This window comes from Kitasatospora fiedleri (assembly GCF_948472415.1).
In the GTDB taxonomy this organism is placed as follows: domain Bacteria; phylum Actinomycetota; class Actinomycetes; order Streptomycetales; family Streptomycetaceae; genus Kitasatospora; species Kitasatospora fiedleri.
The window spans coordinates 6204508-6228500 of record NZ_OX419519.1 but is presented as its reverse complement, the minus strand read 5'-3'; the positions used below and the strand labels follow the sequence as shown (position 1 = coordinate 6228500).

Below are 23993 nucleotides of genomic sequence, written 5' to 3'. Positions count from 1 at the left end.
CCGTGCCATGCCCGCACCGGCCCTTTGATCCCAGGCAACCCTAACCTGCTGCAATGAGCGCGCACAGCCAAGCCAGCGTGCCGGGATGACGTCACGTCACCCCGACACGAGCTTCGCAGAGCTTTCCGGCTCCGCAAGGGGCCGGAAAGCATGCATCAGGTAAATTCACGGCGTGAAACCGTCAGGGAAGTAAAGAGCGGAAGTGCGCACTCCGGGTGTTTCGTGGAGATCCTGGGGAGATCGGGCGCTAGAGGGTGACGGCCCCGCTCGGGGTGACGATCCGCAGGCCCGCCTCGTCCAGCTCGATGGCCAGTGGAGTGCCGTCCAGCGCCGCCTCGTTGAGCAGCGTCGCGCTGGAGAGGTGCCACAGCCGCAGCGTCCCGGCGGCGTCCCCCGCCGCGAGCAGCGCCTCGCCGTCGAACTCCCGGCCCACCACCGCCCGCACCGCCGCGCCGCCGCCGGTCAGTTCGGCGGTCCGGCTGCCGTCCTGGACGTCCCAGACCAGCACCGTGCCGTCGCCCGCGCCCGCGATCACCACCGGACGGCCGCCGATCTCGGCGAACGCCACCGCCTCGGCGGGGCGCGGCAGTCCGGCGCAGACCGGCCCGGCCGTGCCGCTGCCCGCGTGCCACAGCCGCACCGTCAGGTCCTCCCCGGCGGTGGCCAGGATCGGCTGCCCGCCGGCCACCGTGGCGGCCAGCGCGGTGAACGGGCCGCGCCCGGTGGCGAAGCGGCGGCTGTCGGCACCGGTGGCGGCGTCCCGGACCGAGAGCGCGCCGTCCCGCCCGGCGGAGGCCAGCAGCGGCTGCTCGCCGGGGGTGAAGGCGATCCCGGCGACCGGCCCGGCGTGCGGGACGGGCAGCGGCAGCGCGCCGCCGTCGGCCAGCCGGTGGCTGCGGACGGCGCCCGCGACGGTGCCGCACAGCAGCAGGTCGGCGGTGAGGTCGAGGGTGTGCACCGGCCCGCCCTCGCCCGGCAGGTCGAGGAGTTGGCCGCCGGTGGGGGCGTCCCAGACCGCGACCGAGCCGTCGCCGAACCCGGCGGCCAGCACCGGGCGGCCGTGCAGGGTGCCGGCGGCCAGCGCGGCCAGCGGGCTGCCGGGGCGTCCGGCGGGCACCGCGGCCGCGGCGGCGGGGCGGCCGGTGGCGGCCTCCCAGACGGTGATCCGGCCGGTCTCGTCGCCGGTGTAGAGCAGGTCCTCGACGGCGGCCAGGCCGGTGAGCCACTCGCCGGCCGGCCAGCCGTGCAGCGGGCGGCCGTCGTACACGTCCCAGGTGCGGACGGTGCCGTCCAGCGCGCAGGAGGCCAGCACCGGGCGGTCGTCGAGGGTGGTGAAGGCGAGGCCGGTCACGGTGCCGGTGTGGCCGTCGAGTTCGGCCACCGACTGGCCGGTGGCCAGGTCCCACAGCCGGATTCGGCGGTCCTGCCCGGCGGAGGCCAGCACGGCCTGGTTCCCGACGGTGAGCACGGCCAGCGCCGCCACCTCGCCGCGGTGGCCGACCAGCAGGTGCATCAGCTCGCCGGTGCCCGCGTCCCAGACCCGGACGGTGCCGTCGGGGGAGGCCGCGGCCAGCAGGTCGACCCCGGCGCAGTGCGCGGCGCGCAGCGCGGTCGCGCCCTGGCCGCCGGTGGGCAGGGTGCCCAGCACCCGGCCGTCGTCGGCCCGGACGGCCCGCAGGTCGCCGGACTGCCCGGCCGAGAAGGCCACCGGGATGTCGCGGCAGACCAGCGCGGCGACGGCCTGCGCGCCCTCACCGCCGGTGGTGCCGTGCGCGACCCGGCCGGTGGCGGCGTCCCACACCTGGACCGAGCCGTCGGTGCTGCCGACCGCGAACAGCGAGCGCCCGCCGGCCTCGCCGAGCGCGACGGCGGTGGGGGCCAGCCCGGCGTCGGCGTCGGAGCCGCCGAGCGGGGCGGCGTCGTCCAGCGCGGTGAGGCCGAACGCGCCGCCCTCCTCGACCAGGGCGTACGCGGCGCGGCCGGCCACGGTGCCGACGGCGGCGGCGCTGCGGGCGGCGCCGACGGCGGGCTCGGTGCGGGCCAGCACGGGGGGCAGCGCGGCCGGGGCGGCGGGCTCGCCGAGGGCCTGGTCGAGCAGCGCGACGAGGGTGGCGGCGGCGGCCGGGAGGGCCGCGTCGGTGCCGTCGGTCCACTGCCGGTCGGGCTGGCCGGGCTGGCCCTGGATGGTGAGCCGCCGGGCGGCGGCCGGGGTGCCGTCCGGGGCGGGGGCGGGGGCCTGGCCGGCTCCGGCGAGCACCCGGCGGATCAGCGCGGGGTCGATCCGGCCGGTGCGCTCGTGGTCGGCGCGGGTGGCCCGGAAGGCGCCGTCGGCGGTGATCACCAGTTCGCCGAGGCTGCCGTCTTCCAGCCGTACGCTTCCTGACATGTCGTCACTCCTGGTTCGGTGCGGGGAGTTTGGGAGCCCCGTGGGTCAGCAGAGGTCTTCCGGTACGAGTGTCGCGTGCACCGCGTCGTGCAGCCGGTGGGTGCGGGAGCTGCGGAACAGCGCGGGGCGGTAGCCGGCCCGGCGGAAGCCGATGGCGGCGCCGGTGAGCTGGCTGGGCATGTTGTCGGCGGCGGCGAAGGCGTCGATCCGGCGAAGGCCGATCCGCTCGAAGCCGAAGCGGCACACCAGCCGGAGCGCGGCCTTGGCGGTGCGCAGCCGGCGGTGCTCGGGCAGCAGCCAGACGGCGACCTCGGCGCGCTCCAGCTCCGGGTCGAGGTTGACCAGTTCGGCCCAGCCGAGGGCCTCGCCGGTGTCCGCCGACTCGACGGCGAAGTAGGCGGCCCGGCCGGTCTCCCAGAGCATCGGCGGGATGTCGGTCAGCCACTGTTCGGCGGCGGCGGTGTCCCGGTGCGGGACGACGGCCTGCAGGAACTCCCGCACCAGCGGGTCGTGGGTGCCGCGGTGCACCAGGGCGGCGTCGGTGGGGCGCGGTCTGCGCAGCACCAACCCGTCGGCCGCCATCGGTTCGTCCCGCACTTCGGCGAGCGCCAGCATCGCTCCCCCCGTCCCGCCGTCCCCGACCACCTCTGCGGACCGCCCGCCGGGGCCGCCCGGCGTACCCTCCCCCGCCGTTCGACCCGCCGTCAAGTCAACCACAGCCGCCGGGTGTTTCCGCACGTCAGCGGGACGTTAGCGGAACGTGAGCGGAGTCGCGGAGACTCGGTGGCGGGGTTCGTCACTCCACGTCCCGCCGCCCACCCGGCCCACTCCGCTCTCCCGGGCCGGGCGCCCCCGCACGGGCGGCGGGACCCATCGCCCCTCCGGCTTCACCCCTCCAGCGCGCTCGCCCCGGCGGGCAGCGGCGCCTCGCGCAGCGCCCGGACCAGGGCGCGGACGGCGGCGGTGCGGGCGAGTTCGGGGGTGGTGACGTAGCCCACCCGGCGCGCGGGGCGGTCCGGGCCGAGGTCGGTGACGGCCAGTCCGGCGGGCGGGCGGTCCAGGCTGAGCCGGGGCATGACGGCCATGCCGAGCCCCTGGGCGGCGAGCGAGAGCACCACGGTGTCGTCGGAGACGTTGATGGTGGCGGTCGGCAGCCAGTCCTGACGCCGCCACCAGTCCGCCGTGTACGAGCCGCAGTTCTCGTCCCAGTCGACCAGCGGCAGGCCGCGCGGGTCGGGGTGGCCCCGGCGGTGGACGAGCGCGTACTCCTCGCGGTAGAGCGGCGCGGCGAGCAGCCCGGGCAGGGTGGCGGTGGTGCCGCGCGCGTCGAGGGTGGCCAGGGCGAGGTCGGCCCGGCCGTCGGCGACCTCGCCCGCGGTGCCGCGGCCGAGGTCGCGCACGATCCGCACCTCGGGCACCAACTCGGGGCAGCGGGCCGCGAGCACCGCCAGCACCGGCGGCAGCACCTGGACGGCGGCGCTGCGGAACGCGGCGATCCGCAGCGGCCCGCTCGGCCCGGCCCCGGCCCCGGCGGCGGCCTGCCGGACCTCGCCGGGGAGCGCGGCCAGCAGCCGCAGCACCCGCCGGGCGTGCCCGGCCGCCCGCTCCCCGGCCGGGGTGGGCCGGGCGCCGCGCCGCCCGCGCTCGAACAGCACCGCGCCGAGTTTGCGCTCGCAGCCCCGGACGGCGTGCGACACCGCGGACTGGGTCAGCCCGAGCCGTTCGGCGGCGGCCGTGAAGCCGCCGCTGTCGGCGACCGCGACCAGAATCCGCAGTTCCTGCGGGAGGAGATCGTCTGCCACCCGCGCAGCCTAGTTGCCCGGTCGGGCGGCGACCTGGCGGCCCGGTACGGGCCGGGCGGCGGATGGCGGACGTCCGGGCTCGGCCGGACCGGGCAGGCGGGCCGGCGGGCCGGCGGGCGGGCGGGCAGGGGCCAACTCGGCTCGTCGGTAAGGTGGCTGGGGCCCGGTCGGCCGTCTCCGGTGGGTGTACGTTCGGGTCCGTCCGGCCGGCCGGTCAGTCGTCCGACCGTCCCCTCACCTCACCTCACCTGCCCGAAGGAGAGCCATGACCGTCGAAGCCCCCGGCCGCCGGCCGGTCGATTTCACCGCCCCGGTCGAAGGGCGCTCGCTCGACGTCCGGTGGATTCACGGCTCGGTCTCGGCGAAGCACGACACCGATCCCGAGATCCAGGTCCACCACTACGACGCCCACACCGTGCTCCTGCGCCAGAACATGGCGGTCAACTACGAGGCGCCGTTCCTGTTCCTGCTCTTCGGGAGCGACCGGGCGGTGCTCCTCGACACCGGCGCCACCGCCGAACCCGCGTACTTCCCGCTGCGCCGGGTGGTGGACGAACTGGTCGCGGCGTGGTGCGCGCGGCACGGCCGGACGGCCGGGCCGGGGCGGGAACCGTACGAGCTGGTGGTGCTGCACACCCACGGGCACGGCGACCACGTCGCGGGCGACCCGCAGTTCGCCGACCGGCCGGACACCGTGCTGGTCGACGCCGGGCTGGAGAGCGTCACCCGGTACCTGGGGCTCGGGCCGGACCCGGACCGGCCGGTGCCGCTGGACCTGGGCGGGCGGGTGCTGGAGTGCCTGGCCAGTCCCGGGCACCACCCGGCCGCGGTCACCTACTACGACCCGTACACGGGGTTCCTGCTCACCGGCGACACAGTCTACCCGGGGCGGCTGTACATCCAGGACTGGGACGCCTACACCGCGACGGTGGACCGGCTGATCGACTTCGCCCGGACCCGTCCGGTCAGCCACCTGCTGGGCTGCCACGTCGAGATGACCGACGAGCCGGGGGTGGACTACCCGATCCGCACCGTCCACCAGCCGTCCGAACTCCCGCTCCAGCTGCCGGTCGAGCGGCTCCTGGACATCAGGAAGGCGCTGACCGAGGTGGCCGGGCGGCACGGCCGGTTCCCGTTCGCCGACTTCGTCCTCTGCCACGGCACGAGCTGACCGCGGCACGAGCCGACCACGGGCCGGTGCCCCGGGCCCGAGCACCCGAGCACCCGAGCACCCGAGCACCCGAGCACCCGAGCACCCAGGCATGAACACCGCTCATGGATCGGGGGCGGCCATCGACGCCGCCCCCTGCCGGGGGGAGTCGTGCGCGCCGTAGCGTCCTGGCACGTCAACTCCCCCTCCCCCTCCGGAGCGTTCCGCCATGTCCGTGCCCTTCCGCGCCGTCCACCAGATCGCCCGCCCGAGCGGCCGGCCGACCGCCGACCTGTTCGCCTTCGTCGACGGCACGCTGCCCGCGCCCGCCGCGGGACAGGTGCTGGTGGAGAACGCCTACCTGTCCGTCGACCCGTACATGCTCGGCCTGATGGGCGGCGGCGAGGGCGGCTACCCGCTGCACGCCCCGCTGGAGGGGCGGGCGGTGGGGCGGGTGGTGGAGTCCCGTTCGGCGGCGCTGCCGGTGGGCACGCCGGTGCTGCACCGGCAGGGCTGGCGCACCCACGCGGTGCTGGCGCCCGAGCAGGTGCGGGTGCTGCCCGAGCTGCCGGGCGTGGCGCTGAGCGCGCACCTGGGCGTGCTGGGCGGCACCGGTCTGTCCGCGTACGTGGGGCTGACCCGGATCGCGCGGCTGAAGCCGGGCGAGGACCTGTTCGTATCGGCGGCGGCCGGCGGGGTGGGCACGGCGGCCGGGCAGCTGGCCCGGCTGCTGGGGGCCCGGCGGGTGGTCGGCTCGGCCGGGAGCCCGGCCAAGACCGCTTTCCTGACCGGGGAGTTGGGCTTCGACGCGGCCTTCGACCACCACGCCGGCCCGGTAGCCGAGCTGCTGGCCGGGGCCGCCCCGGACGGCATCGACGTGTACCTGGACAACGTCGGCGGCGAGCACCTGGCGGCGGCGATCGGCGCGCTGCGCGAGTTCGGCCGGATCGCCTGGTGCGGGGCGATCGCCCAGTACGGGGCGGCCGCCGCGCCCGCCGCCCCGCACAACCTGTTCGACCTGGTGGCCCGTAGCATCCGGCTGGAGGGCTTCCTGGTCCGCCACCACCTGGACGCCCAGGAGGAGTTGTACGCCCTGCTGGGCCCGCAGCTGCGCTCCGGCCGGGTGCTCGCCGCGGAGACGGTGCTGGACGGCTTCGACCGCACCGTCGAGGCGTTCCTCGGCGTGCTGGCGGGCACGAACACCGGCAAGATGCTGGTGCGGATCTGACGGCCCGTCAGTTAACCGACCCGCCAGTTCGTCGGCCCGCCAGTTCGCCGACCCGCCAGTTCGCCGGCCCGTCAGTTCGCCGGGCCGGCCAGCCGCAGCTGCTCGTCCTCGACGATCCGCACCGCGAGCGCCCGGTCGGAGATGTCGACCGCCTCGGGGGCGGCCTCGGCGAGGTCGCTGCGGCGGGCGTAGCGGTCGAACAACTCGGCCTTGCCCCTGAGCAGTTCGACCAGCCGCCGGTCCAGGCTGTCGGTGGCGAGCAGCCGGTGCACCCGGACCCGGCGGATCTGGCCCATCCGCTGGGCGCGGGCCACCGCCTGGTCCTCCAGGGTGGGCTTGAGCTGCGGCTCGCAGAGGATCACCACGTTGGCGGCCTGGAGGTTGAGGCCGAGCCCGCCGGCCTGGATCTGGCAGAGCAGCACGGCGTGCCCGTCCGCGGCGGTGAACGCGTCGACCAGCTCCTGCCGCGCCTCGGCGGGCAGCGATCCGGCGACGGTGCCGGCGACGGCCGCGCCGAGCGCCCCGTGGACGGCGGCGAGCACCTCCCGGAAGTACGAGAACACCACCACCTTGTGCCCCGACTCGGCGGCCTCGGCGACGAGTTCGCGCAGCCGCCGGAGTTTCGCCGAGTGCGCGGGCGCGGCGTACGCGGCCCGGCGCATCGCCATGAAGTTGCCCTCGGCGACGGCGGCGGCGTACGCGGCCCGGTCCGGCCCGGAGAGCTCGTCCCACTCGTCGACCCGCACCACGTCCGGGAGTTCGGTGAGCACGTCCTGCTGGTTGCGGCGCAGGTAGGCGGGGGCGACGGCGCGCCGGAAGGCCAGCGGGCCGAGCGCGCCGAGACCGGCCGGGAGGTCGGCGAGCAGGTCGGGCTGGAGGTGGCCGATCAGGGTGCGGAACTCCTCGACCCGGTTCTCCATCGGGGTGCCGGTCAGGAACAGCACGCGCTCGGTGCGGGCGGCCCACTCGGCGACCAGTCGGGTGCGGCGGGCGGCCGGGTTCTTCACGAAGTGCGCCTCGTCGACGACCAGCGCGTCCACCGGGTCGGCGGCCAGGGTGCGCAGTGACTCGTAGGTGGCCACCAGCACGCCGCCGCCCGCCAGCCAGCGCTCCCGGGCGGCCTCCCGGCCGGGGCCGTGGTAGCGGTGCGGGGTGAGCACCGTCCGCTCGGCGGTCTCCCGCTGCCAGTTGACCAGCACCGAGGCGGGGCAGACCACCAGGAAGCGGCGCGGCGCCCCGTCGGCGGCCAGGTGGGCGAGCACCGCCAGCGCCTGCACGGTCTTGCCCAGGCCCATCTCGTCGCCGATCACCACCTTCCGGCGGGCCAGCGCGAACCGGGCGCCGAACGCCTGGTAGCCGCGGAGCGAGACGGTGCAGCCCCGGTCGTCGAAGGGCTGGGCGCGGACCTGCTCGGCCAGGCCGTCGGGCAGGTGGCCCTCGGCGGCGGCCCGGCCGTCGGTGGCGGTCGGACCGGCCAGTCGGCCCTCCTCGGCGAGCAGCGCCAGCTCGGCGTAGAACTCGGCGGCCCGGTGCTCGAACTCGACCCAGACCTCGACCTCCCCCGCGGGCGGGCGCAGCAGGTCCGCGGACGCCTGGGCGAACCGCAGCGCCACCCCGTCCGCCTCCGCCCGCTCCCCCTCCCCCGCCAGCGACTCGACGGCCCGCCAGGCCCGTTCGCGCTTCTCCGCGCCGACCAGCAGCCCGCGCAGCCGCCCCCGGGCGTAGGTGGCCTCGGCCAGCGGGGCCCGGTAGCGGTCGTCCAGGTCGGCGGCCTCCGCGGCGGCCCGCCGGGCGGCGGGCCCGGCCAGCACCAGCCGGTGCAGGGCGGTGACCAGCGCGGTGGCCGCCGCGTCGGGGTGCGCCGGGTCGAGGCGGACGGCGGTGCCCTCCTGGACGGCGGCGGCGATCTGCCCGGCGGCGCCCAGCAGGTGGGCGGCGGTGGGGCCGCCGATGCCGGGGACGCGCAGCAGGTCCTGCCGGGTGGCGTCGTGCACCGCCGCGACCGTGGGGTAGCCGGCGGCGCGCAGGGCGCCGGTCTGCAACCGGCCCTCGGTGACGTCCTTGAGCCGCTCGACCGGGATCGCCGCCAGCTCGGCCCGCACCAGCCGCTCGAAGATCAGCCCGTGGGCCCGCGCCACCTCCGCGACCGCCGCCGCGTGGTCCGCGACCAGCGCCCGCGCCGCCGCCCGCTGCCGTCCGGCCACCGCGAGGACCTCCCTGGCCCACCGCCCGTTCCGTCCCGCCACCCGTCCCTCCTCCGTGCTCACCGCTCGCCCGGCCGCCCATCCTGGCACCCGCCACCGTCGCCCGGAGCGGCGGCGGGGGTCCCGGGGCCGGGCGGGGGTCACGGGCGGCCGGGCGCGGGGGCCGGGGCGGGGCCCGGGGCGCGGCGGCGGCGGGGCAGCAGGAACGGGGTCCCGAGCATGAGCAGACCCGCCGTGGCGAGGGCGGTGCGCGGGCCGGTGGCGTGCGCGAGCAGGCCGCCGAGGGCGGTGAGCGCGGCGGTGGCGGCCTGCTGGCCGACCGACCAGGCGGTCAGGGTGCGGGCCAGCAGGTGGGCGGGGGTCCGTTCCAGGCGGTGGGTGGCGAGCACGGGGGTGTAGAGGCTCATGTGGACGATGATCGCCAGCTCGACGGCGATCACGGTGAGCAGTCCGGGCAGGCCCGGGCGGACGAGGACCAGGCCGATCAGCCAGACGGCGCGCAGGGTGCCGACGGTCCGGAAGACCGCCGGGCGGCCGTAGCGGGCCACCACCCGGTGGGCCAGCCGGGAGCCGAGCAGGCCGCCGAGGCAGGGAGCGGCGAAGGCGAGGGCGTACTGCCAAGGGGGAAGGCGAGTTGGCGCAGCAGCAGGACGGCGAGCAGCGGCTCGGTGGCCATGATCAGGCCGGAGACCAGCAGGTTGTTGAGGTACAGCGCCCGCAGTTCGGGGTCGCCCAGCAGGTGCCGCCAGCCGTCGAGCACCCCGCCCGTCCTGGCCGGTCCGGGGCCGCCGGGCCGGGGCGGCGGCGGCTCCTCCCGGCCGCCGATCGCGGCGATGCCGAGCGCGGAGAGCAGGTAGCTGACCGCGTCGGCCAGCACGGTGACGACCGGCCCGAACACCCCGATCGCGGCCCCGCCGAGCGGCGGACCGATCGCGATCGAGCTCCAGTTGGTCGACTCCAGGCGGGAGTTGGCCACCAGCAGGTCCTCCGGCCGGACCAGCGCCTTGAGATGGGCGCCACTGGCCGCGTTGAACGCGATCTTCGCGGCGGCGACCACCACCGAGACCAGCAGCAACTGGCCGAACCCGAGCAGGCCGAGCGCGTACGCCACCGGAACGCTCGCCATCGCCGCGCACCGCGCCAGGTCCGCCGCCACCATGACCGGCCGCTTGCGCCGGAACTCCACCCGGGGCGCCAACGGCACCGCGACCAGCGCCCCCACCGCCGGCCCCACCGCCGACAGCACCGACACCTCGGCGGGCCCGGCGCGCAGCACCAGCACCGCGATCAACGGCAGCGCCCCGAACCCCAGCCCGGACCCGTACGCACTGACCGCGTACGCCGCCCACAGCCGGCCGAACCGCCGCCCCAGCGCTCTCCTGCCCACCCGGCCGCTCCCCGTCGCACACACCACCGTTGACCGGGGAGAGCCAAGCAAGCGGGACAACCGCAGGTCAAACAACCACCACGCGCCCGCTCCACAACCAGCCGTTGTCCCCCGGGGCAGCCGAGGGCCACCTCCCGCACGCACCTCCCCGATGACGGCTGGTGACGTTCGGGTGCCGGGCCGGGGCCGTGTGCGGGCTGTTCGTGGGGGCGGGCGGGGTCAGGGCAGTTCGAGGACGTCGGCGAGCCCGGCCGCGGTGAAGGCGGCGAGCAGCGGCTCGCGGCCCTCGGTGAAGTGGGCCCAGCTGTCGTAGTGGACGGGGACGACGCGGCGGGTGCCGAGGATGCGGGCGGCCCGGGCGGCGCGGGCGCTGTCGAGGGTGAGCAGGGCGTTGTCGAGGATGCCGACGCGGGCGGCGCCCGCGAACAGGACGGCGGTGTCGACGGGGCCGACCCGGTCGGCGATCCGCTGGACGACGTCGAGCGAGGCGTTGTCGCCGCTGACGTAGACGACGGGCAGGCCGTCGCCGGTGAGGACGAAGCCGATCACCTCGCCGACCAGTGGTTCGCTGCCGTCGGGGCCGTGCTGGGCGGGCACGGCCGTGATGGTGACGGGCCCCGACTCGACGCGCTCCCAAGGGGCGAGGCCGCGGGCGGTGCCGCCGAGGCGTTCGGCTCCGCCGCGGGTGGTGAGGGTGAGCGGGACGTCGGCGAGTAGGGCGCGCCCGCCGTGGTCGAGGTTGTCGGGGTGCTCGTCGTGCGAGAGCAGGACGGCGTCGACCGGCCCGAGGGCGGCGGGGTCGACGGTGCCCGGGAGGGTCTTGGTGAGGAACCGGCCGTCGCCGCGCGGGTAGTCGCCGGGGGCGTCGAAGGTCGGGTCGGTGAGCAGGCGCAGGCCGCCGTACTCGATCAGGGCGGTGGGGCCGCCGAGGACCCGGACGGGAACAGGGGGCAGAGCGGGGACAGCGGTCATGGCGCACCTCACGCGACGTCAGTTCCCTCACGGGAAAACTGGCTTTTCTCCGTGAGGAGAATCTAGCGACACCTCACGGCGAACGGCAAGATTTCCCGTGAGATTGAGAGAGGGAGCGGCCACCTTCCCCGTGAATCGATCAGTCGATATATCAACCTCCACCCCCTCCTCACGGCCAATACCGGCCTTTACCATGAGGGACATGAGCCCGACCGCCCCCGCCACCCCCGCAGCGCCGCCGCCCGCGCCCGGGGCCGAGCAGTACCCGGCGCTGGACTTCGCCAACTCGCTGCTGGTCCTCCCGGCCGGGCCGCTGGACCTGCTGGCGGCGCCCGGACCGGCCTCCGCGTGGCTGGTGGAGCACGGGCTGGCGCCGGAGGGCGGGCGGGTGCTGGAACCGTGCACCGTCCGGCTGCGGACGTTCCGGGACGCGGTGCGCGCGCTGCTGGACGCCGCGGTCGCCGGGCGGCCCGCCCCGCCCGGGGCGCTGGCGGCGGTGAACGGGGCGCTGACCGCGGCCCCGGCGGTGCCGCTGCTGCGCTGGGACGCCGAGCGGGGCCTGCACCGCAGCCCGCCGCACCCGGCCGACCGGATCGCCGACGGGGCGATGGCCCGGCTCGCCGCCGACGCCGCCGAGCTGCTCACCGGCCCGGACGCGGCCCGGCTGGCCCGCTGCGGCGGCGCCCCGTGCACCCGGTTCTACGTCCGCACCCACGCCGCCCGGCACTGGTGCTCGACCCGCTGCGGCGACCGCGTCCGGGCGGCCCGCGCCTACGCCAGGAAGCGCGCGGCGGAACGGAACTGACGAGTCGTCAGGGAAATGCGGGGACCCCGGCCGGCCCGCAGGCCGACCGGGGTCCGCTCCCGCCGTCCGCCGTCGCGTCAGTGCGCGACCGGGAAGGTCGGGTACTCGACGCCGGAGACGTGCTGGACGACCCGGACGACCTGGCAGGAGTAGCCGAACTCGTTGTCGTACCACAGGTACAGGATCGCGTTGTCGCCCTCGACCTTGGTCGCGCCCGCGTCCACGATCGAGGCGTGCCGGGAGCCGATGAAGTCGCTGGAGACCGCGTCGGGCGAGTCGATGAAGTCGATCTGCCGCTTGAGCGGGGAGGTCAGCGAGACGTCCCGCAGGTGGTCGAGGACCTCCTCGCGGGTGGTCTCGCGGGCCAGTTGGAGGTTGAGGATGGCGATCGAGACGTCCGGCACGGGGACGCGGATCGAGCTGCCGGTGATCTTCGCCTTGAGGTCCGGGAGCGCCTTGGCGACGGCGGAGGCGGCGCCGGTCTCGGTGATCACCATGTTGAGCGGCGCGGAGCGGCCCCGGCGGTCGGCCTTGTGGTAGTTGTCCAGCAGGTTCTGGTCGTTGGTGAACGAGTGGACGGTCTCCACGTGGCCGCGCAGCACGCCGTACGCCTCGTCCATCGCCTTGAGCGGCGGCACGATCGCGTTGGTGGTGCAGGACGCGCAGGAGATGATCCGCTCGTCCGGCTTGACGGTGTCGTGGTTGACGCCGTGCACGACGTTCGGGACGTCGCCCTTGCCCGGGGCGGTCAGCACGACCTTGGCGATGCCGGGGCGCAGGTGCTTGGACAGGCCCTCGCGGTCGCGCCAGCGGCCGGTGTTGTCGATCAGGATGGCGTCGTCGATCCCGTACGCGGTGTAGTCCACCTCGCTCGGGTCGTTCGAGTAGATCACCTGGATCGCGTTGCCGTTGGCGACGATGGTGTTGGTCGCCTCGTCCACGGTGATGGTGCCCTGGAACTGGCCGTGGATGGAGTCGCGGCGCAGCAGCGAGGCGCGCTTGACCAGGTCGTCGCCGCCGCCGTCGCGCACCACGATGGCGCGCAGCCGCAGGCCGCCGGCCTTCTCGACCAGCAGGCGGGCCAGCAGGCGGCCGATCCGGCCGAAGCCGTACAGCACCACGTCGCGCGGGGCCTGCCGCTCGATCTTGTGGGCGCCGGTCGCACCCGACACCGCCTCGGCGGTGAACTCCGCCACGGACAGGCCGCGGTCGTCGGCGCGGTGGGCGGCGACGAGCAGGCCGAGGTCGATCTGGGACGGGCCGAGGTCGAGCGAGGAGAGGGCCCGGAGGAAGGGGAAGGTCTCGGTGATCGAGAGTTCCTCGCCGGATATCTGGCGGGCGAAGCGGTGCGTCTTCAGGATGCTGACCACCGACTTGTTCACCAGGGAGCGGCTGTGCAGCAGGACGGTGACGTCCCACTCGCGGTGGAGCCGTCCGATGATCGGGATCATCGTCTCCGCGAGCTCCTCGCGGTTCTTCCAGTCCGTGAACACGTCGTCGTTGACAGTCACAATTCAACTTTCGGGGGTGGGCCGAGCTGAGGGTCGGCCGGTTCTGAGGGTTGGCCGAGCTAAGGCGGCCCCCATGCTAGCTTCGGCCTCCGCGCCCGCCCGGTGCCGGTTCCCCCGGCCGCCCGTGCCCGTCCGCCCCCGGGCGGCCCACCGGGCGTGACGACCGCCACAGCACTCTCCGGCGGCGGCCGGTCGGGCCGGACGGACCACCGGACATGACGGTCCGTCAGGTGCCGCCCGGACGGTCACAGGACGTGACAATAATCACTTGGGTAACATTAGTCACTCCCGTGAGTGACGAGCGGTCAGTTCTCGGGACAACGGGCCCGGTTTACCGGCAGAGTAGGAGTTCCCGGCCGAGGCCAGGCCGCGCAGGTCGGGCCCGCCGCGAGCGACGGGACGACTACCCATGGGACATGAGGCCTTCCAGCGGGCCGCACTGGTGTTCACCCTGTTCGACACCAACGGGAACGGAGTGCTCGACGTCGAGGACTTCGACCTGATGACGGAACGGCTGCTGACCGTGGCCGACGACTCGCCGGCCGCCGACCGGCAGGCGCTCGCCGACAGCCTCAGCCGCTACTGGCAGGTGCTGGCGGAGACGCTGGACACCAACCGGGACGGACTGATCAGCCCGGAGGAGTTCCGGGGCTTCGTGCTCAACACCGAGCTGTTCGGCGCCACCGCCGCGGCCTTCGCCGACGCGCTGGCCGTCCTCGGCGACCCGGACGGGGACGGCCTGATCGAACGGCCCCGGTTCCTCTCCCTGATGACCGCGATCGGCTTCGAGAAGCCCAACATCGAGTCGCTGTTCGACGCCTTCGGACCGGACGCCGAGGACCGGATCACCGTCGGCGTGTGGGCCGAGGGCATCCGCGACTACTACTCGCCCGAGAAGATCGGCATCCCGGGCGACCAGCTGGTCCCGGAGACCTTCTGACCCGACCCGCCGCCCCGGCACCGGCGTCCCCTCCGACCCCGGAACGTCCGCACCGACGCCGGCCCCGCCGACGCCGGCCCCAGCCACGCCGCCGTCCAGCCGGGTACTCGGCACCCCCGAGTGCCCGGCCGGACGGCGGCCGGAACCACCCGGCCGCCGACGCCTCCCGCACCACCTCCCAAGGAGCCCCGCAGTGACCGCACCCCTCATCGCCCTCGCCGTCGGCCGCGGCACCGGCCCGGACCTCGCCCCCGTCTTCGAGCGGGTGCTCGACCGGATCACCCGGCTGCACGGCCGACAGGTCCGGGTGGAGCGGTCACCGCGCACCTACCACTCGTACGTGTCCCTGCGCGCCGAGGCCGCCGGCACCGCGGAGATCGCCGCGCTCACCGAGCAGGACGCCGCGCACTACGAGCGGTTCTGCCGCGACCAGGCCGCCGCCGGGGCCCGGGCGGTCTTCCGCACCGCGATCAACGCCCAGTCGCTGTACCTGGTCCGGCAGCGGCTGGCCGCCGTCAAGGTCGAACCGCTCACCGCCGGGACGGCCCGGCTGCTGCTGGTCCGCGACCAGGCCCAGGGCTTCTACACCGGCGAGAACCTGCACACCCCCGGCAAGGTGGTACGCACCATGGAGTTCAGCCGCGACGTCACCGAACAGGTGGTGCGCTACGCGGTGCGCCGCGCCCGCGAACTGTGGGCCGAGGGCCCCGCCCGGGTGCAACTCGCCTACAAGTACCACCTGCTGGACGGGGCGCTGGACGACTGGGCGGAGGGCCTGTCCGCCGAACTCGGCCTGGACGTCGCCCTGTTCCAGCCCGACACGGTGAACCGCAACCTGATCGCGCACGGCCCCGAGGACCGCACCCTGCTGGTCGCCGGCAACGAGTGGGCCGACATCATGCACGTCGTCCTGCTCGACCGCTACGGCTCCGAACGGCAGGAGAACCGCTGCACCGAGAACGTCCACCTGCACCCGGAGCTGGCCGGACTCACCGAGTACCAGACCGTGCACGGCTCCGCCGACGACCTCGCGGGCCGCGACCTGGTCAACCCCGTCGCCACCGTCCGGGCCGCCGCCCGGATCGCCGAACGGCACGCCGACTGCCCGGGCGCGGAGGCCGCCGTCGAAGCCGCGATCACCGCCGCCCAGGCCGCCGGAGCCCGCACCCCCGACCTCGGCGGGACGGCCGGCACCACCGCGGTCGTGGACGCGGTCCTCTCCGCCCTTGCAGGAACGTTCGTGCCGAGCCCGGCCGGAACCGCCGACGGTGCCACGGCCGACACCGCTGCCGCGCCGGCGGGCTCCCGATGAGCGCGGAGAGCGCCGGGAACGCGGCGGGCGCCGAGGACGCGGCGGGTACCGAGGGCGCGGCGGGTACCGAGGGCGTGGCCGCCGCGGTGCCCGGGGCCCGGGACGACCGGGCCGACCGGGCCGACCGGGCCGACCGGAGCCCGGACGCCTCCGCCGGGACGGCGCTGGTGGTGGTCGACCTCCAGAACGACTTCTGCGCGGGCGAGGTCGCCGCCGCCCGCTTCCCCGGCGACCCCGCGCTGCTGGCCCGGGCCGTCGAGGGCAGCGTCCGCGCGGTGCGGCTGGCCCGGGAGGCGGGCGTCGAAGTGCTGTTCGTCCGCTTCCTCGGCGACCCCGCCTACCAGGGCTCGGCCTGGCAGCGCCGGGACGCCCGGCTCGGCAAGCGGCCCAAGTGCCTGGAGGGCAGCTGGGGCGCCGAGTTCCACGGCGTGCGGCCCCGCCCCGAGGAGGCGGTGTTCACCAAGCGCGCCTGCTTCGACACCTTCCAGGACCCGGACTTCGAACCCCACCTGCGCCGCCGCGGCCTGCGCCACCTCGTCCTGGCGGGCCTGTTCACCGACGTCTGCGTGGACTCCACCGCCCGCACCGCCTTCCAGCGCGGCTTCCACCTCACCGTACTGCGCGACTGCACCACCGCCCTGCACCTGGCGGACGCCGACATCCTGCGCTTCATGAGCCGGGTCTACGGCGCGCGGATCACCGACCTGGACCGCCGACCCTTCACCGAACTCACCGAGTTCCCCGCCTTCCCCGATCCCACCGAGCCCGCCGGGCCCACCCCTCCCGCCGGGCCCGCCCATCCCGCCGGTGCCACCGGCGCCGAGTCGGAGCAGACCGGGGCCGAGTCGGAGCAGACCGGGGCCGCAGCGGCCCGGCGGTGACCACCCCCGCCCGACCGCACCCCGCACCACCCGCACACCCTCACCCCTACCCTCTGCGAGAGAGCCATGCCCGGAACCCACGGGACCCACGAGACCCACCGCACCACGGCGGCCCGGCAGTGACCGCACTCGGCATCACCAGCCCCGGCACCACCGGCCCCGCCCGCCCCGATTCCGCCCGCCCCGACCCCGGGGTCGAAGCCGGGGTCGGCCGGACCGCTCTGCTGGTCGCCAACGCCCGCGCGCTGGAGGCGCGCCGGAGCGAGGCGCTGGCCGTCGACCCGTTCGCCGCCCACTTCGTCCGCGCCTCGCCCGGCTGCGCCGACTGGCCGGACGACCCGGCCCGGGTGGTCCCGGGCGACCCGGTCTGGGAACGGCTGGCCACCTACTTCGCCCTGCGCACCCGGGTGTTGGACGACCACCTGCTCGCCGCGACCGCCGCCGGCACCCGGCAGGTCGTCCTGCTCGGCGCCGGGCTGGACAGCCGGGCCCACCGACTGCCCTGGCCGGCCGGCACCACCGTGTGGGAGCTGGACCGCCCCGAGGTGCTCCGCTTCAAGCAGCGCGTCCTGGACCGCCTGGACGCGGCCCCCACCGCCCACCGCCGCACCGTCCCGGTCGACCTGCGCGACGACTGGACGGGCGCCCTGACCGCCGCCGGACTCGACCCGTCCCGGCCGGTCGCCTGGCTGGCCGAGGGCCTGTTCCTGTACCTCCCCGCCGAGAGCGAACTCGCCGTCGCCACCGCCCTGGACGGCCTCAGCGCCCCCGGCAGCACCCTCGCCTACGAGATCAAGACCGGCCTGGAGTCCCCCACCGTCCGGGCCGCCCCCGTCTACGCGGACGCCCGCGAACGGCTCGGCGTCGACCTGCTGGCCCTGTTCGCCCCCGGCCCCCGCCCGAACACCGCCGCCACCCTGACCGCCCACGGCTGGACCACCACCGTCCGCACCCCCTTCGACCACGCCCCCGCCTCCCGCCTGCGCCCCGAACCCCACGACGCCCTCGCCGCCAACCGCTGGGTGACCTGCGTCAAGCACACCGGCGCCAGGACGGTGGTCCGGCTCCCCTAGCGTTCTCCCGGCACCGGCCCCCACCGACCCCTGGTGTGACGCGGCTCACGGGAACCCGGGCGGACGGACGGACAGGGAGGGGTGTGGAACTGTCGCAACGGGCCCGGCTGCGGGCGGGGGAGCAGACGGCGCTGGGGGAGCTCTTCGACGAGCACGCCCAGGCCCTGTACGGGTACGCGCTGCGGGCGCTGGGTGACTGGGCGGCGGCGGAGGACGTGGTGTCGCTGACCTTCCTGGAGGCGTGGCGGCTGCGCGGGAAACTCCGGGAGGACGGGGAGTCGGTCCGGCCGTGGCTGTTCGGCATCGCCACCAACGTGCTGCGGAACACGGCGCGGGCCGGGCGGCGGCACCGGGCGGCGATGGCCCGGCTACCGGAGCGCGAACCGGTGCCGGACTTCGCCGAGGATCTGGTGACCCGGCTCGACGACCACGCCCGACTCGCGGCGGTGCAGCGGGCGTTGGCCGGGCTGCGGCGCGGCGAACGGGAGGTCTTCCGGCTGTGCGTGTGGGTCGGACTGGACTACGCGGCCGCCGCCGAGGCGGTCGGGCGGGTCGGGCCGGGTGCGGTGGGCGGACTTCGACGGCGACGGCCGCGCCGACTACGTGACCGTGAACGACGACGGCTCGGTGCGGGTATTCCTGAACAAGGGCGGCGACGGGCACGGGGGTTGGAGTGACCTGGGTCAGGTGGCGTCGGGGATGACCAGTGATCGTGCGCGGGTGCGGTTCGCCGACTTCGACGGCGACGGCCGCACCGACTACCTGGTGATCAACCAGGACGGCTCGGTGCGCGTGTTCCTCAACAAGGGCGGCGACGGGCACGGCGGCTGGAACGACCTCGGCCAGATCGCCTCCGGACTGACCACCGACCCCTCCCAGGTGACGTTCGCGGACTTCGACGGCGACGGCCATACCGACTACACCACCATCGCCGACGGCGGCGCCGTGAACGTCTTCCTCAACCGCGGCGGCGACGGCCACGGCGGCTGGAACGACCTGGGCCAGGTGGCCGGCGGCCTCACCACCGATCGCACCCGCCTGCGCCTGGCAGACTTCGACGGCGACGGCCGCACCGACTACAACGTGATCAACCCCGACGGCTCCCTCACCACCTTCCTTAACAAGGGCGGCGACGGCCACGGCGGCTGAGCCGACCACGGCCGGACGGCGGTCGGCCAGACCACGGACAAGAACGCGGTGGCACTGGCGGACATCAACAGCGACGCCCACGCCGACTACCTGGTCACCACCGGCACCGTCACCGCGTTCCTGAACAACGGCGGCGACGGCTGGAACAGTCCCGGCTGGATCGACTACGGCCAGATCGCCACCGGCGCCCGGTAAAGCCTCGCGGGCCACCCGCAGCCTGCGCTGCACCGTCCGCACCGACCGGTCCGCCGGTGACGCCGGTGACGCCGCAAGACGCACATGACCGGGGGCCGGACTGTTTTCCGTGCAGGAGGACTGGGTTGGTGAGCCGGTCGGGCCGGATGTCCGGCCGGGACGGCTCGGTGCGCCCGGACGGCCTGCTGTTCTACGGCGTCAGCGAGCCGGACAGCGACGTGGTGCGGCTGCGGGCGTTCGTGGAGGTCGACCGCGGCACGATGGGTGCCGGGCGGCTGGCGTCGAAGCTGAACACCTATGCCCGCTACTGGTCGACGAAGACGCTCCCGGCCGGAATCCGCGCGGGCACCATCGCGGCCGAGCAAAGGCGGCCGGGTGCCGCTGTGGGAGCGCCGGTACGTGCGCTTCCCACGGCTGCTGTTGGTCCTCACCGGCACCGGCCGGGTCGGCTTCGACAACCGGGTCGACCAACTCCAGCTGCACGCCCAGGACCGGCACGTCGCCAAGATGCTCCAGGCTGTTCCGGCCGCCGCGGCCAGCCTGGAGGACCTCCAGCAGTCGGCTCAGATCGAGGCAACGGAAACCGGCCCGGCCCGCCCGGAGCGGGCCGGGCAACGTGCAGGGGGTGCCGCTGCCGACGGTGGAGCAGGGCGCGGCGATGGAGTTGATGGCTGCCGGGGCCGAGGTCGCCGAGCGGTGGAGGGACGACCCCGCAAAGGTCGCCGCCCTGGTACTGGAGCTCGCGGCCGGGCAGGAATCCTTGCAGCTCAACCGTGCCACTTCACATCAGTCCACGAAGTCCGACTGCCGTACTAGGCCTCAGGCAACGGCCGTCTACGGGCGCGCCGTGGTCGTGGGGGGGGGTGTCTGGTTGCGGTGCTCGCGGGGGAGAGGCCGTGGGCTGCTTTGAAGGCACGGGCGAATTCGGGGGCGCGGGGGATGCCGCAGCGGGCCGCGATGGCGTGGATCGGCAGGTGCATGAGGGTGGGGTCGGTGAGGTCGCGGTGGGCCTTGGCGAGGCGCTGTCGGCGGATGAAGGAGGCGAGCGTCTCGCCGTCCATGTGCTCGGTGAACACGCGGTGCAGGTGGCTGAGGGAGACGTGGTGAGCCGCCGCGACCACCGGGGGTGCCAGTCGGGGTCGTGGAGGTTGTGCCGGACGAACGAGCGGATGCTCTCCATCAGGGCCCGGTGGCGGGATTCGGGCGACTGGGTGTTTCCCATGTCCAGTTCGTGGGTGATCCATGCCGCGACCAGGTCGGCCGCCACCGTTCCGAGGCGGGAGGCCTCGCCGGGCTGGAGGGCGGGGGCCTGTCGGTCCATGCCGAGCACGAACTCCGTCAGCAGCGCTCCGGTGCCCGCCCGCCCGGACAGCTGCCGCCCGAGCAGGTCGCGCACCCTGTGCGCGGGCACGGGCAGCAGCGAGGCGGGCAGGTCGATGCCCAGGCCCTCCACCGGCGACTGCCCCCGGCCGCGCGCGGGGTACCGAACAACCGCGTGTCGTAGGGTGGGAGCTGTGTGCCAACTGGAGGTCGCCGACCTCGATCGGCTCGATCCGGCCCGTGCGGGAAGCGGTGGACAGGCCCCGACCGGCCGTCAACACCGTCAGGTGGAACAGCTCCTCGTCGGAGCGCCTGATCATCTGTCCGGTCCGTCTGACCCGGATCGAGGGGAAGGACGTCCCCATGAGCGACACCGGCCCCAGTTCGAACCGCCTCATCTGCGCGGTGAAGGTGCTGACGTGGTCACTGGTCATCTCCGCGGCCCGGGTCCGCCCCATCGCCTCGCGCCAGTACTCGAAGCATTCCGGCCCCCAAGGCCCCGAGTCCCCTGGCTCGTTGTTCTGATCCACCGGCATCCTTCCGATCGATTCCTGCGCTTCGCGCCCTGGCCGGGGCGCGGCCCGCCGTCGGGCGCGACCCGCCTCTGTGAACGGGCCTGCAAGATCATCCATGATCGGGTCCGCCCACTGGTATGCACCCCCCCGGAAGCAGTCAAAGACATGCCAGTGACGGCTGTCCATGTCCTTTCGCGCAGCGGTACCGACTTCGGCCGCGGTGCGGATGGGTCTATCCGGCAGGCGTATCGGCCTAGCTGTGGCGCATTGGTACTCCTGGTCGATGGCGAATCGTCGTGGAACCGTACGGCATTTCGACCGGGAGCGGAAAAGCGAACTCGTCGATTCGACTTTCATTTTTCCGGCTGACGCGCAGGCGGTGTTTCCGGCACGGTCGCGCCTTGCACGTGATCGTCCAGGCGTCGGGAGTTGGCAATGCGTCCATGCTTCTTGGCATGGAGTCCGCAGGTTCCCTTCAGAGGGCTGGGCCGGGTCTGCAAGTATTCTTTGACGGATTCGGGAGGCGGCACAACGCCGGAGGCCACCGCCCACAGGGCGGTGGCCTCCGGTCGATCAGGCGCTGGTCGGTCAGGCGTGGGTGTTGGTGGCCCAGATGGCGTTGCCGATGCCTTCGCCGCCGTCGGCCTTGTAGACGACGAGGTTGCCGTCGTCCTGGGCCTTCAGGTAGGCGCCGCCGGACCAGAACGTGCCGGTGGACCAGAGGCTGGTGGTGCCGTCGGCCTTGTAGACGAGGACGTTGCCGTCGTTCTGGATCTTCAGGAACGCGTTGGGGTTGCCCGCGGTGTTGCTGTGCCACAGGACGGTGTTGTCGCTGAGGCGGTACAGGACCAGGTCGCCGTCCCACTGCATGGCCAGGCGGGTGGTCTTGGTGTAGACCTGCTGGCCGGGGCTGAGCCGGCTCTCGGGGCGGAAGGTGGTCGCGCTCCAGAGGGAGTTGGCGGCGGTCTCGGCGGCGTCCTTCTTGTACAGCACGAGGCTGCCGTCGTCCTGGAGCTTGAGGAACGCGCCGCCCTGGCCCCAGGTGTTGGAACCCCACAGGGCGCCCGTGCCGTTCGAGGCGTTGCCGTCGACCCGGTAGAGGACGAAGTTGCCGTCCGTCTGCACCTGCGCCCACGCGCCCTTGTTCCCGGCGGTGTTGGTGGTCCAGGTGGGTGCGGCGTCGCTGCGGCGGTAGCGCACCAGGTTGCCGTCGGCCTGCATCTCCACCACGGCGCTCTGCGACTGGAACCACCGGCCGGAGCTGATCCGGGTGCCGCTGTTCAGCTTCGCGTCCAGGCGCAGGGTGCCGGAGTTCCACAGCGGCTCGGTGCCGTTGGCCTTGTACAGCACCAGGTTGCCGTCGACCTGCAGGTCGAGGAACGCGCCGCCCTGGCCCCAGGTGTTGGTCCCCCAGATCGCGCCGGTGCCGGCCGCCGGGTTCCCGTCGGCTTTGTAGACGACGAAGTTGCCGTCGGTCTGCATCTGCGCCCAGGCGCCGTTGTTGCCGGCGGTGTCGGTCGACCACAGCACGCCGCCGTCGGCCTGCTTGTGGGTGAGCACCAGGTTGCCGTCGGTGCGCATGGTCAGCTTCAGGTCCCGGCCGGTGACCGACTGGCCGGAGGCCAGCTTGGTGCCCGGCTTGATCAGCTGGTCGCCGACAGCCTGGGCGGAGGTAACCCAGCTTGTGAGGTTGTCGGTGCGTTCGGCGTGGGCGCCTGTGCGGGTCTCGGTGGCGGGGGCGTCGAGGCAGCCTGCTTGCCAGGCGCGGGTGATGATGCCGGCGAGGGCGGGCTTGCCGTTCTCGGTGCGCCACAGGGGTGCGCCGGCGTCGCCCTTGCAGATCAGGCCGGGGGCGGTGGGGGTGAGGTCGAATCCGGTGGTGGTGACCGTGTTGGTGGTGGTGGCGGGGGTGTGGAGGGTGCCGGGGTCCAGGCGGTGTTGGTGCGTCCGTAGCCCGCGGTGCTCAGCGCGCCGTCGCTGGTGGGTGTGGCGGTGGACAGGCCGGTGGGGGTGATGTCGTAGACCGGGGTCTCCAGCAGGGCCATGACCAGGTCGCGGTCGGCGTGCGGGACGAGGTCGATGACCTTGGTCTGGTGGCCGCCGGTGGTGTGGGTGTCGGCGCGGCCGAGGGTGGCGGTGGTGGCGTTCTTGGGGGCGCCGGCGGTGACGGTGCCCGGGTTGGCGGGGTCGTCGGCGAAGCAGGATTTGGCGGTCATGACCCACTGCGGGGCGATGAGCGCGCCGGTGCAGGAGCGGTTGTCGCCGATGGCGAGGTGGGTGGTGAAGGCGGTGGCGGGGTCGGCGGTCTGGCCGGTGGGCGGGGTGGCGGTGGAGCCGGTGACGCGCAGTTCGAGCAGGACGGCGTGGGCGTTGGGGTCGAGGGTTTCGCCGATGCCCTTGGTGCCGTTGGCGGGGACGTCGGTGGTCTCGGTGGGTTTCTGGTCGGTGGAGAGGCTGGCGCGCACGGAGCGGTTGTAGGTGGTGATGCGGTAGGCGTCGGGGATGGTGAAGGCGAGGTAGCCGGTGGCGCCGGGGGCGGCGAAGCAGATGGTGTCGCCGTCGTCCTCGTCCGTGGTGCGGGCGAGGACCTTGATCTGGTAGCTGCCGGGCTGGGTGCAGTCGGCGAGGGTGATGCCGCCGTCGCCGCGGGTGAGGGTGATGCCCCGCTCGGCCAGGATCTGGGCGGCGCCGGGGTAGGCGCCGTCCTCGACCGCGGACGGGACGGCGGTTGCGGTGGTGTCGGCCAGTGCGGGTGGGGCGGATGCCAGCCCGGTGAAGAAGGTGGCGGCGAGAGCGGCTGACGCCGCTATCGCACCCGAAGCGCGATGCCTCACGAAAAACCTCTGCTTTGCGTAGGGGTGAATATTTCTTTTCGTATCTTCCGGGGCAAATCGGGCATCTCGTTGATTGATGCGTGCTGGCGCCCCGTCAGCCGCTGACCTTAATGTATGCCCACCAACTGCGTCGAGACGGTCAACCGGGGGTTTCTGAGGGTTTTTCCGAATACTGAAACAAACCCGGGGCTGCGGGCGGAAATGTGCACGCAGCCGGGCTGATTTCGCACTGCCAAAATCCAGAATTTCCGGTTTTTCGAAGAGGGGTTTTCGTGAGTTCACGCAGGCGTAGAGAGATATTCAGGGGAAGGGGGTCCGTGGTGCGGTGG

General features: G+C 74.4%; 21 protein-coding genes and 1 pseudogene. 12 read left to right on the top strand and 10 right to left on the bottom strand.

Annotation, left to right across the window (positions count from 1 at the left end):
* Positions 1-247 precede the first annotated feature (247 nt).
* The 3 genes from QMQ26_RS28205 to QMQ26_RS28195 form a co-directional block, all read right to left on the bottom strand.
* The gene (locus QMQ26_RS28205) at positions 248-2386 is read right to left on the bottom strand and encodes a WD40 repeat domain-containing protein (RefSeq protein WP_282203161.1); all 2139 of its coding nucleotides are present in this window, start codon (positions 2384-2386) and stop codon (positions 248-250) included.
* Positions 2387-2431: 45 nt separating this feature from the next.
* Positions 2432-3001, bottom strand: coding sequence for a GNAT family N-acetyltransferase (locus QMQ26_RS28200; RefSeq protein ID WP_100839787.1), 570 nt, complete (start codon positions 2999-3001; stop codon positions 2432-2434).
* A 272-nt stretch (positions 3002-3273) separates the two neighbouring features.
* On the bottom strand, positions 3274-4188 hold the full coding sequence (locus QMQ26_RS28195; protein ID WP_282203160.1) for a LysR family transcriptional regulator: 915 nt from the start codon (positions 4186-4188) through the stop codon (positions 3274-3276).
* 265 nt (positions 4189-4453) lie between these two features.
* On the opposite strand from QMQ26_RS28195, the gene QMQ26_RS28190 reads away from it, so the two are divergent.
* Together QMQ26_RS28190 and QMQ26_RS28185 are read left to right on the top strand one after the other, a co-directional pair.
* On the top strand, positions 4454-5359 hold the full coding sequence (locus QMQ26_RS28190) for an MBL fold metallo-hydrolase (RefSeq protein WP_282203159.1): 906 nt from the start codon (positions 4454-4456) through the stop codon (positions 5357-5359).
* 208 nt (positions 5360-5567) lie between these two features.
* The gene (locus QMQ26_RS28185) at positions 5568-6566 is read left to right on the top strand and encodes an MDR family NADP-dependent oxidoreductase (RefSeq protein ID WP_282203158.1); all 999 of its coding nucleotides are present in this window, start codon (positions 5568-5570) and stop codon (positions 6564-6566) included.
* Between the two features lie 71 nt (positions 6567-6637).
* On the opposite strand, the gene QMQ26_RS28180 is transcribed toward QMQ26_RS28185, so the two are convergent.
* The 3 genes and pseudogenes from QMQ26_RS28180 to QMQ26_RS28170 all read right to left on the bottom strand — a co-directional run bounded on the left by QMQ26_RS28180 (position 6638) and on the right by QMQ26_RS28170 (position 11129).
* A complete protein-coding gene (locus QMQ26_RS28180) occupies positions 6638-8812 on the bottom strand; it encodes a DEAD/DEAH box helicase (protein ID WP_282203157.1) in 2175 nt (724 codons plus the stop codon).
* A 98-nt stretch (positions 8813-8910) separates the two neighbouring features.
* Positions 8911-10157 (bottom strand): annotated as a pseudogene (locus tag QMQ26_RS28175) (MFS transporter).
* Between the two features lie 219 nt (positions 10158-10376).
* Complete coding sequence (locus tag QMQ26_RS28170; protein ID WP_282203156.1) at positions 10377-11129, bottom strand: MBL fold metallo-hydrolase; 753 nt, start codon at positions 11127-11129, stop codon at positions 10377-10379.
* 193 nt (positions 11130-11322) lie between these two features.
* Between QMQ26_RS28170 and QMQ26_RS28165 the strand changes: the two genes are divergently transcribed.
* Positions 11323-11934: a CGNR zinc finger domain-containing protein gene (locus tag QMQ26_RS28165; protein WP_282203155.1), complete on the top strand. Its 612-nt coding sequence runs from the start codon at positions 11323-11325 to the stop codon at positions 11932-11934.
* 77 nt (positions 11935-12011) lie between these two features.
* On the opposite strand, the gene QMQ26_RS28160 is transcribed toward QMQ26_RS28165, so the two are convergent.
* On the bottom strand, positions 12012-13445 hold the full coding sequence (locus QMQ26_RS28160; RefSeq protein ID WP_282203154.1) for a glyceraldehyde-3-phosphate dehydrogenase: 1434 nt from the start codon (positions 13443-13445) through the stop codon (positions 12012-12014).
* A 409-nt stretch (positions 13446-13854) separates the two neighbouring features.
* On the opposite strand from QMQ26_RS28160, the gene QMQ26_RS28155 reads away from it, so the two are divergent.
* The 8 genes from QMQ26_RS28155 (at position 13855) to QMQ26_RS38410 (ending at position 19663) form a co-directional block, all read left to right on the top strand.
* Positions 13855-14385, top strand: a complete 531-nt coding sequence (locus QMQ26_RS28155; RefSeq protein ID WP_100839795.1) for an EF-hand domain-containing protein — start codon at positions 13855-13857, stop codon at positions 14383-14385.
* Positions 14386-14578: 193 nt separating this feature from the next.
* A complete protein-coding gene (locus tag QMQ26_RS28150) occupies positions 14579-15697 on the top strand; it encodes an isocitrate/isopropylmalate family dehydrogenase (protein ID WP_282203153.1) in 1119 nt (372 codons plus the stop codon).
* Entirely contained in the window at positions 15694-16578 is an 885-nt protein-coding gene (locus QMQ26_RS28145; protein WP_404813974.1) for a cysteine hydrolase family protein, read from the top strand. Before QMQ26_RS28150 ends, QMQ26_RS28145 begins: the two co-directional genes overlap by 4 nt.
* A gap of 119 nt (positions 16579-16697) precedes the next feature.
* The gene (locus tag QMQ26_RS28140) at positions 16698-17651 is read left to right on the top strand and encodes an SAM-dependent methyltransferase (protein ID WP_404813973.1); all 954 of its coding nucleotides are present in this window, start codon (positions 16698-16700) and stop codon (positions 17649-17651) included.
* An 83-nt stretch (positions 17652-17734) separates the two neighbouring features.
* Positions 17735-18328, top strand: a complete 594-nt coding sequence (locus QMQ26_RS28135; RefSeq protein ID WP_282203152.1) for an RNA polymerase sigma factor — start codon at positions 17735-17737, stop codon at positions 18326-18328.
* Positions 18213-18800, top strand: coding sequence for an FG-GAP repeat domain-containing protein (locus QMQ26_RS28130; protein ID WP_318552058.1), 588 nt, complete (start codon positions 18213-18215; stop codon positions 18798-18800). The genes QMQ26_RS28135 and QMQ26_RS28130 overlap by 116 nt, the downstream gene beginning before the upstream one ends.
* A gap of 48 nt (positions 18801-18848) precedes the next feature.
* Positions 18849-18995 (top strand): hypothetical protein, encoded by a 147-nt coding sequence (locus QMQ26_RS28125; RefSeq protein WP_282203150.1) that lies wholly within the window; start codon positions 18849-18851, stop codon positions 18993-18995.
* A 146-nt stretch (positions 18996-19141) separates the two neighbouring features.
* On the top strand, positions 19142-19663 hold the full coding sequence (locus QMQ26_RS38410) for a replication-relaxation family protein (RefSeq protein WP_404814220.1): 522 nt from the start codon (positions 19142-19144) through the stop codon (positions 19661-19663).
* A gap of 144 nt (positions 19664-19807) precedes the next feature.
* Here the strand turns inward: QMQ26_RS38410 and QMQ26_RS38405 are convergent, their stop codons facing one another.
* Positions 19808-20056, bottom strand: a complete 249-nt coding sequence (locus QMQ26_RS38405) for a helix-turn-helix domain-containing protein (RefSeq protein WP_404814219.1) — start codon at positions 20054-20056, stop codon at positions 19808-19810.
* Between the two features lie 622 nt (positions 20057-20678).
* On the opposite strand from QMQ26_RS38405, the gene QMQ26_RS28115 reads away from it, so the two are divergent.
* On the top strand, positions 20679-20840 hold the full coding sequence (locus QMQ26_RS28115) for a hypothetical protein (protein WP_282203148.1): 162 nt from the start codon (positions 20679-20681) through the stop codon (positions 20838-20840).
* Between the two features lie 578 nt (positions 20841-21418).
* Here the strand turns inward: QMQ26_RS28115 and QMQ26_RS28110 are convergent.
* Together QMQ26_RS28110 and QMQ26_RS28105 are read right to left on the bottom strand one after the other, a co-directional pair.
* Positions 21419-22411, bottom strand: coding sequence for a hypothetical protein (locus tag QMQ26_RS28110; protein ID WP_282203147.1), 993 nt, complete (start codon positions 22409-22411; stop codon positions 21419-21421).
* A gap of 260 nt (positions 22412-22671) precedes the next feature.
* Positions 22672-23664, bottom strand: a complete 993-nt coding sequence (locus QMQ26_RS28105) for a trypsin-like serine protease (protein WP_282203146.1) — start codon at positions 23662-23664, stop codon at positions 22672-22674.
* Positions 23665-23993: the final 329 nt, after the last annotated feature.

Excerpts from the sequence above, each read along its gene's own strand:
- QMQ26_RS28205 (WP_282203161.1), bottom strand. The coding sequence starts at position 2,386 with ATGTCAGGAAGCGTACGGCTGGAAGACGGCAGCCTCGGCGAACTGGTG.
- QMQ26_RS28200 (WP_100839787.1), bottom strand. The coding sequence starts at position 3,001 with ATGCTGGCGCTCGCCGAAGTGCGGGACGAACCGATGGCGGCCGACGGG.
- QMQ26_RS28190 (WP_282203159.1), top strand. The coding sequence starts at position 4,454 with ATGACCGTCGAAGCCCCCGGCCGCCGGCCGGTCGATTTCACCGCCCCG.
- QMQ26_RS28185 (WP_282203158.1), top strand. The coding sequence starts at position 5,568 with ATGTCCGTGCCCTTCCGCGCCGTCCACCAGATCGCCCGCCCGAGCGGC.
- QMQ26_RS28170 (WP_282203156.1), bottom strand. The coding sequence starts at position 11,129 with ATGACCGCTGTCCCCGCTCTGCCCCCTGTTCCCGTCCGGGTCCTCGGC.
- QMQ26_RS28165 (WP_282203155.1), top strand. The coding sequence starts at position 11,323 with ATGAGGGACATGAGCCCGACCGCCCCCGCCACCCCCGCAGCGCCGCCG.
- QMQ26_RS28155 (WP_100839795.1), top strand. The coding sequence starts at position 13,855 with ATGGGACATGAGGCCTTCCAGCGGGCCGCACTGGTGTTCACCCTGTTC.
- QMQ26_RS28145 (WP_404813974.1), top strand. The coding sequence starts at position 15,694 with ATGAGCGCGGAGAGCGCCGGGAACGCGGCGGGCGCCGAGGACGCGGCG.
- QMQ26_RS38410 (WP_404814220.1), top strand. The coding sequence starts at position 19,142 with ATGTCCGGCCGGGACGGCTCGGTGCGCCCGGACGGCCTGCTGTTCTAC.
- QMQ26_RS38405 (WP_404814219.1), bottom strand. The coding sequence starts at position 20,056 with ATGGACGGCGAGACGCTCGCCTCCTTCATCCGCCGACAGCGCCTCGCC.
- QMQ26_RS28115 (WP_282203148.1), top strand. The coding sequence starts at position 20,679 with ATGAGCGACACCGGCCCCAGTTCGAACCGCCTCATCTGCGCGGTGAAG.
- QMQ26_RS28110 (WP_282203147.1), bottom strand. The coding sequence starts at position 22,411 with ATGCGCACCGACGGCAACCTGGTGCTCACCCACAAGCAGGCCGACGGC.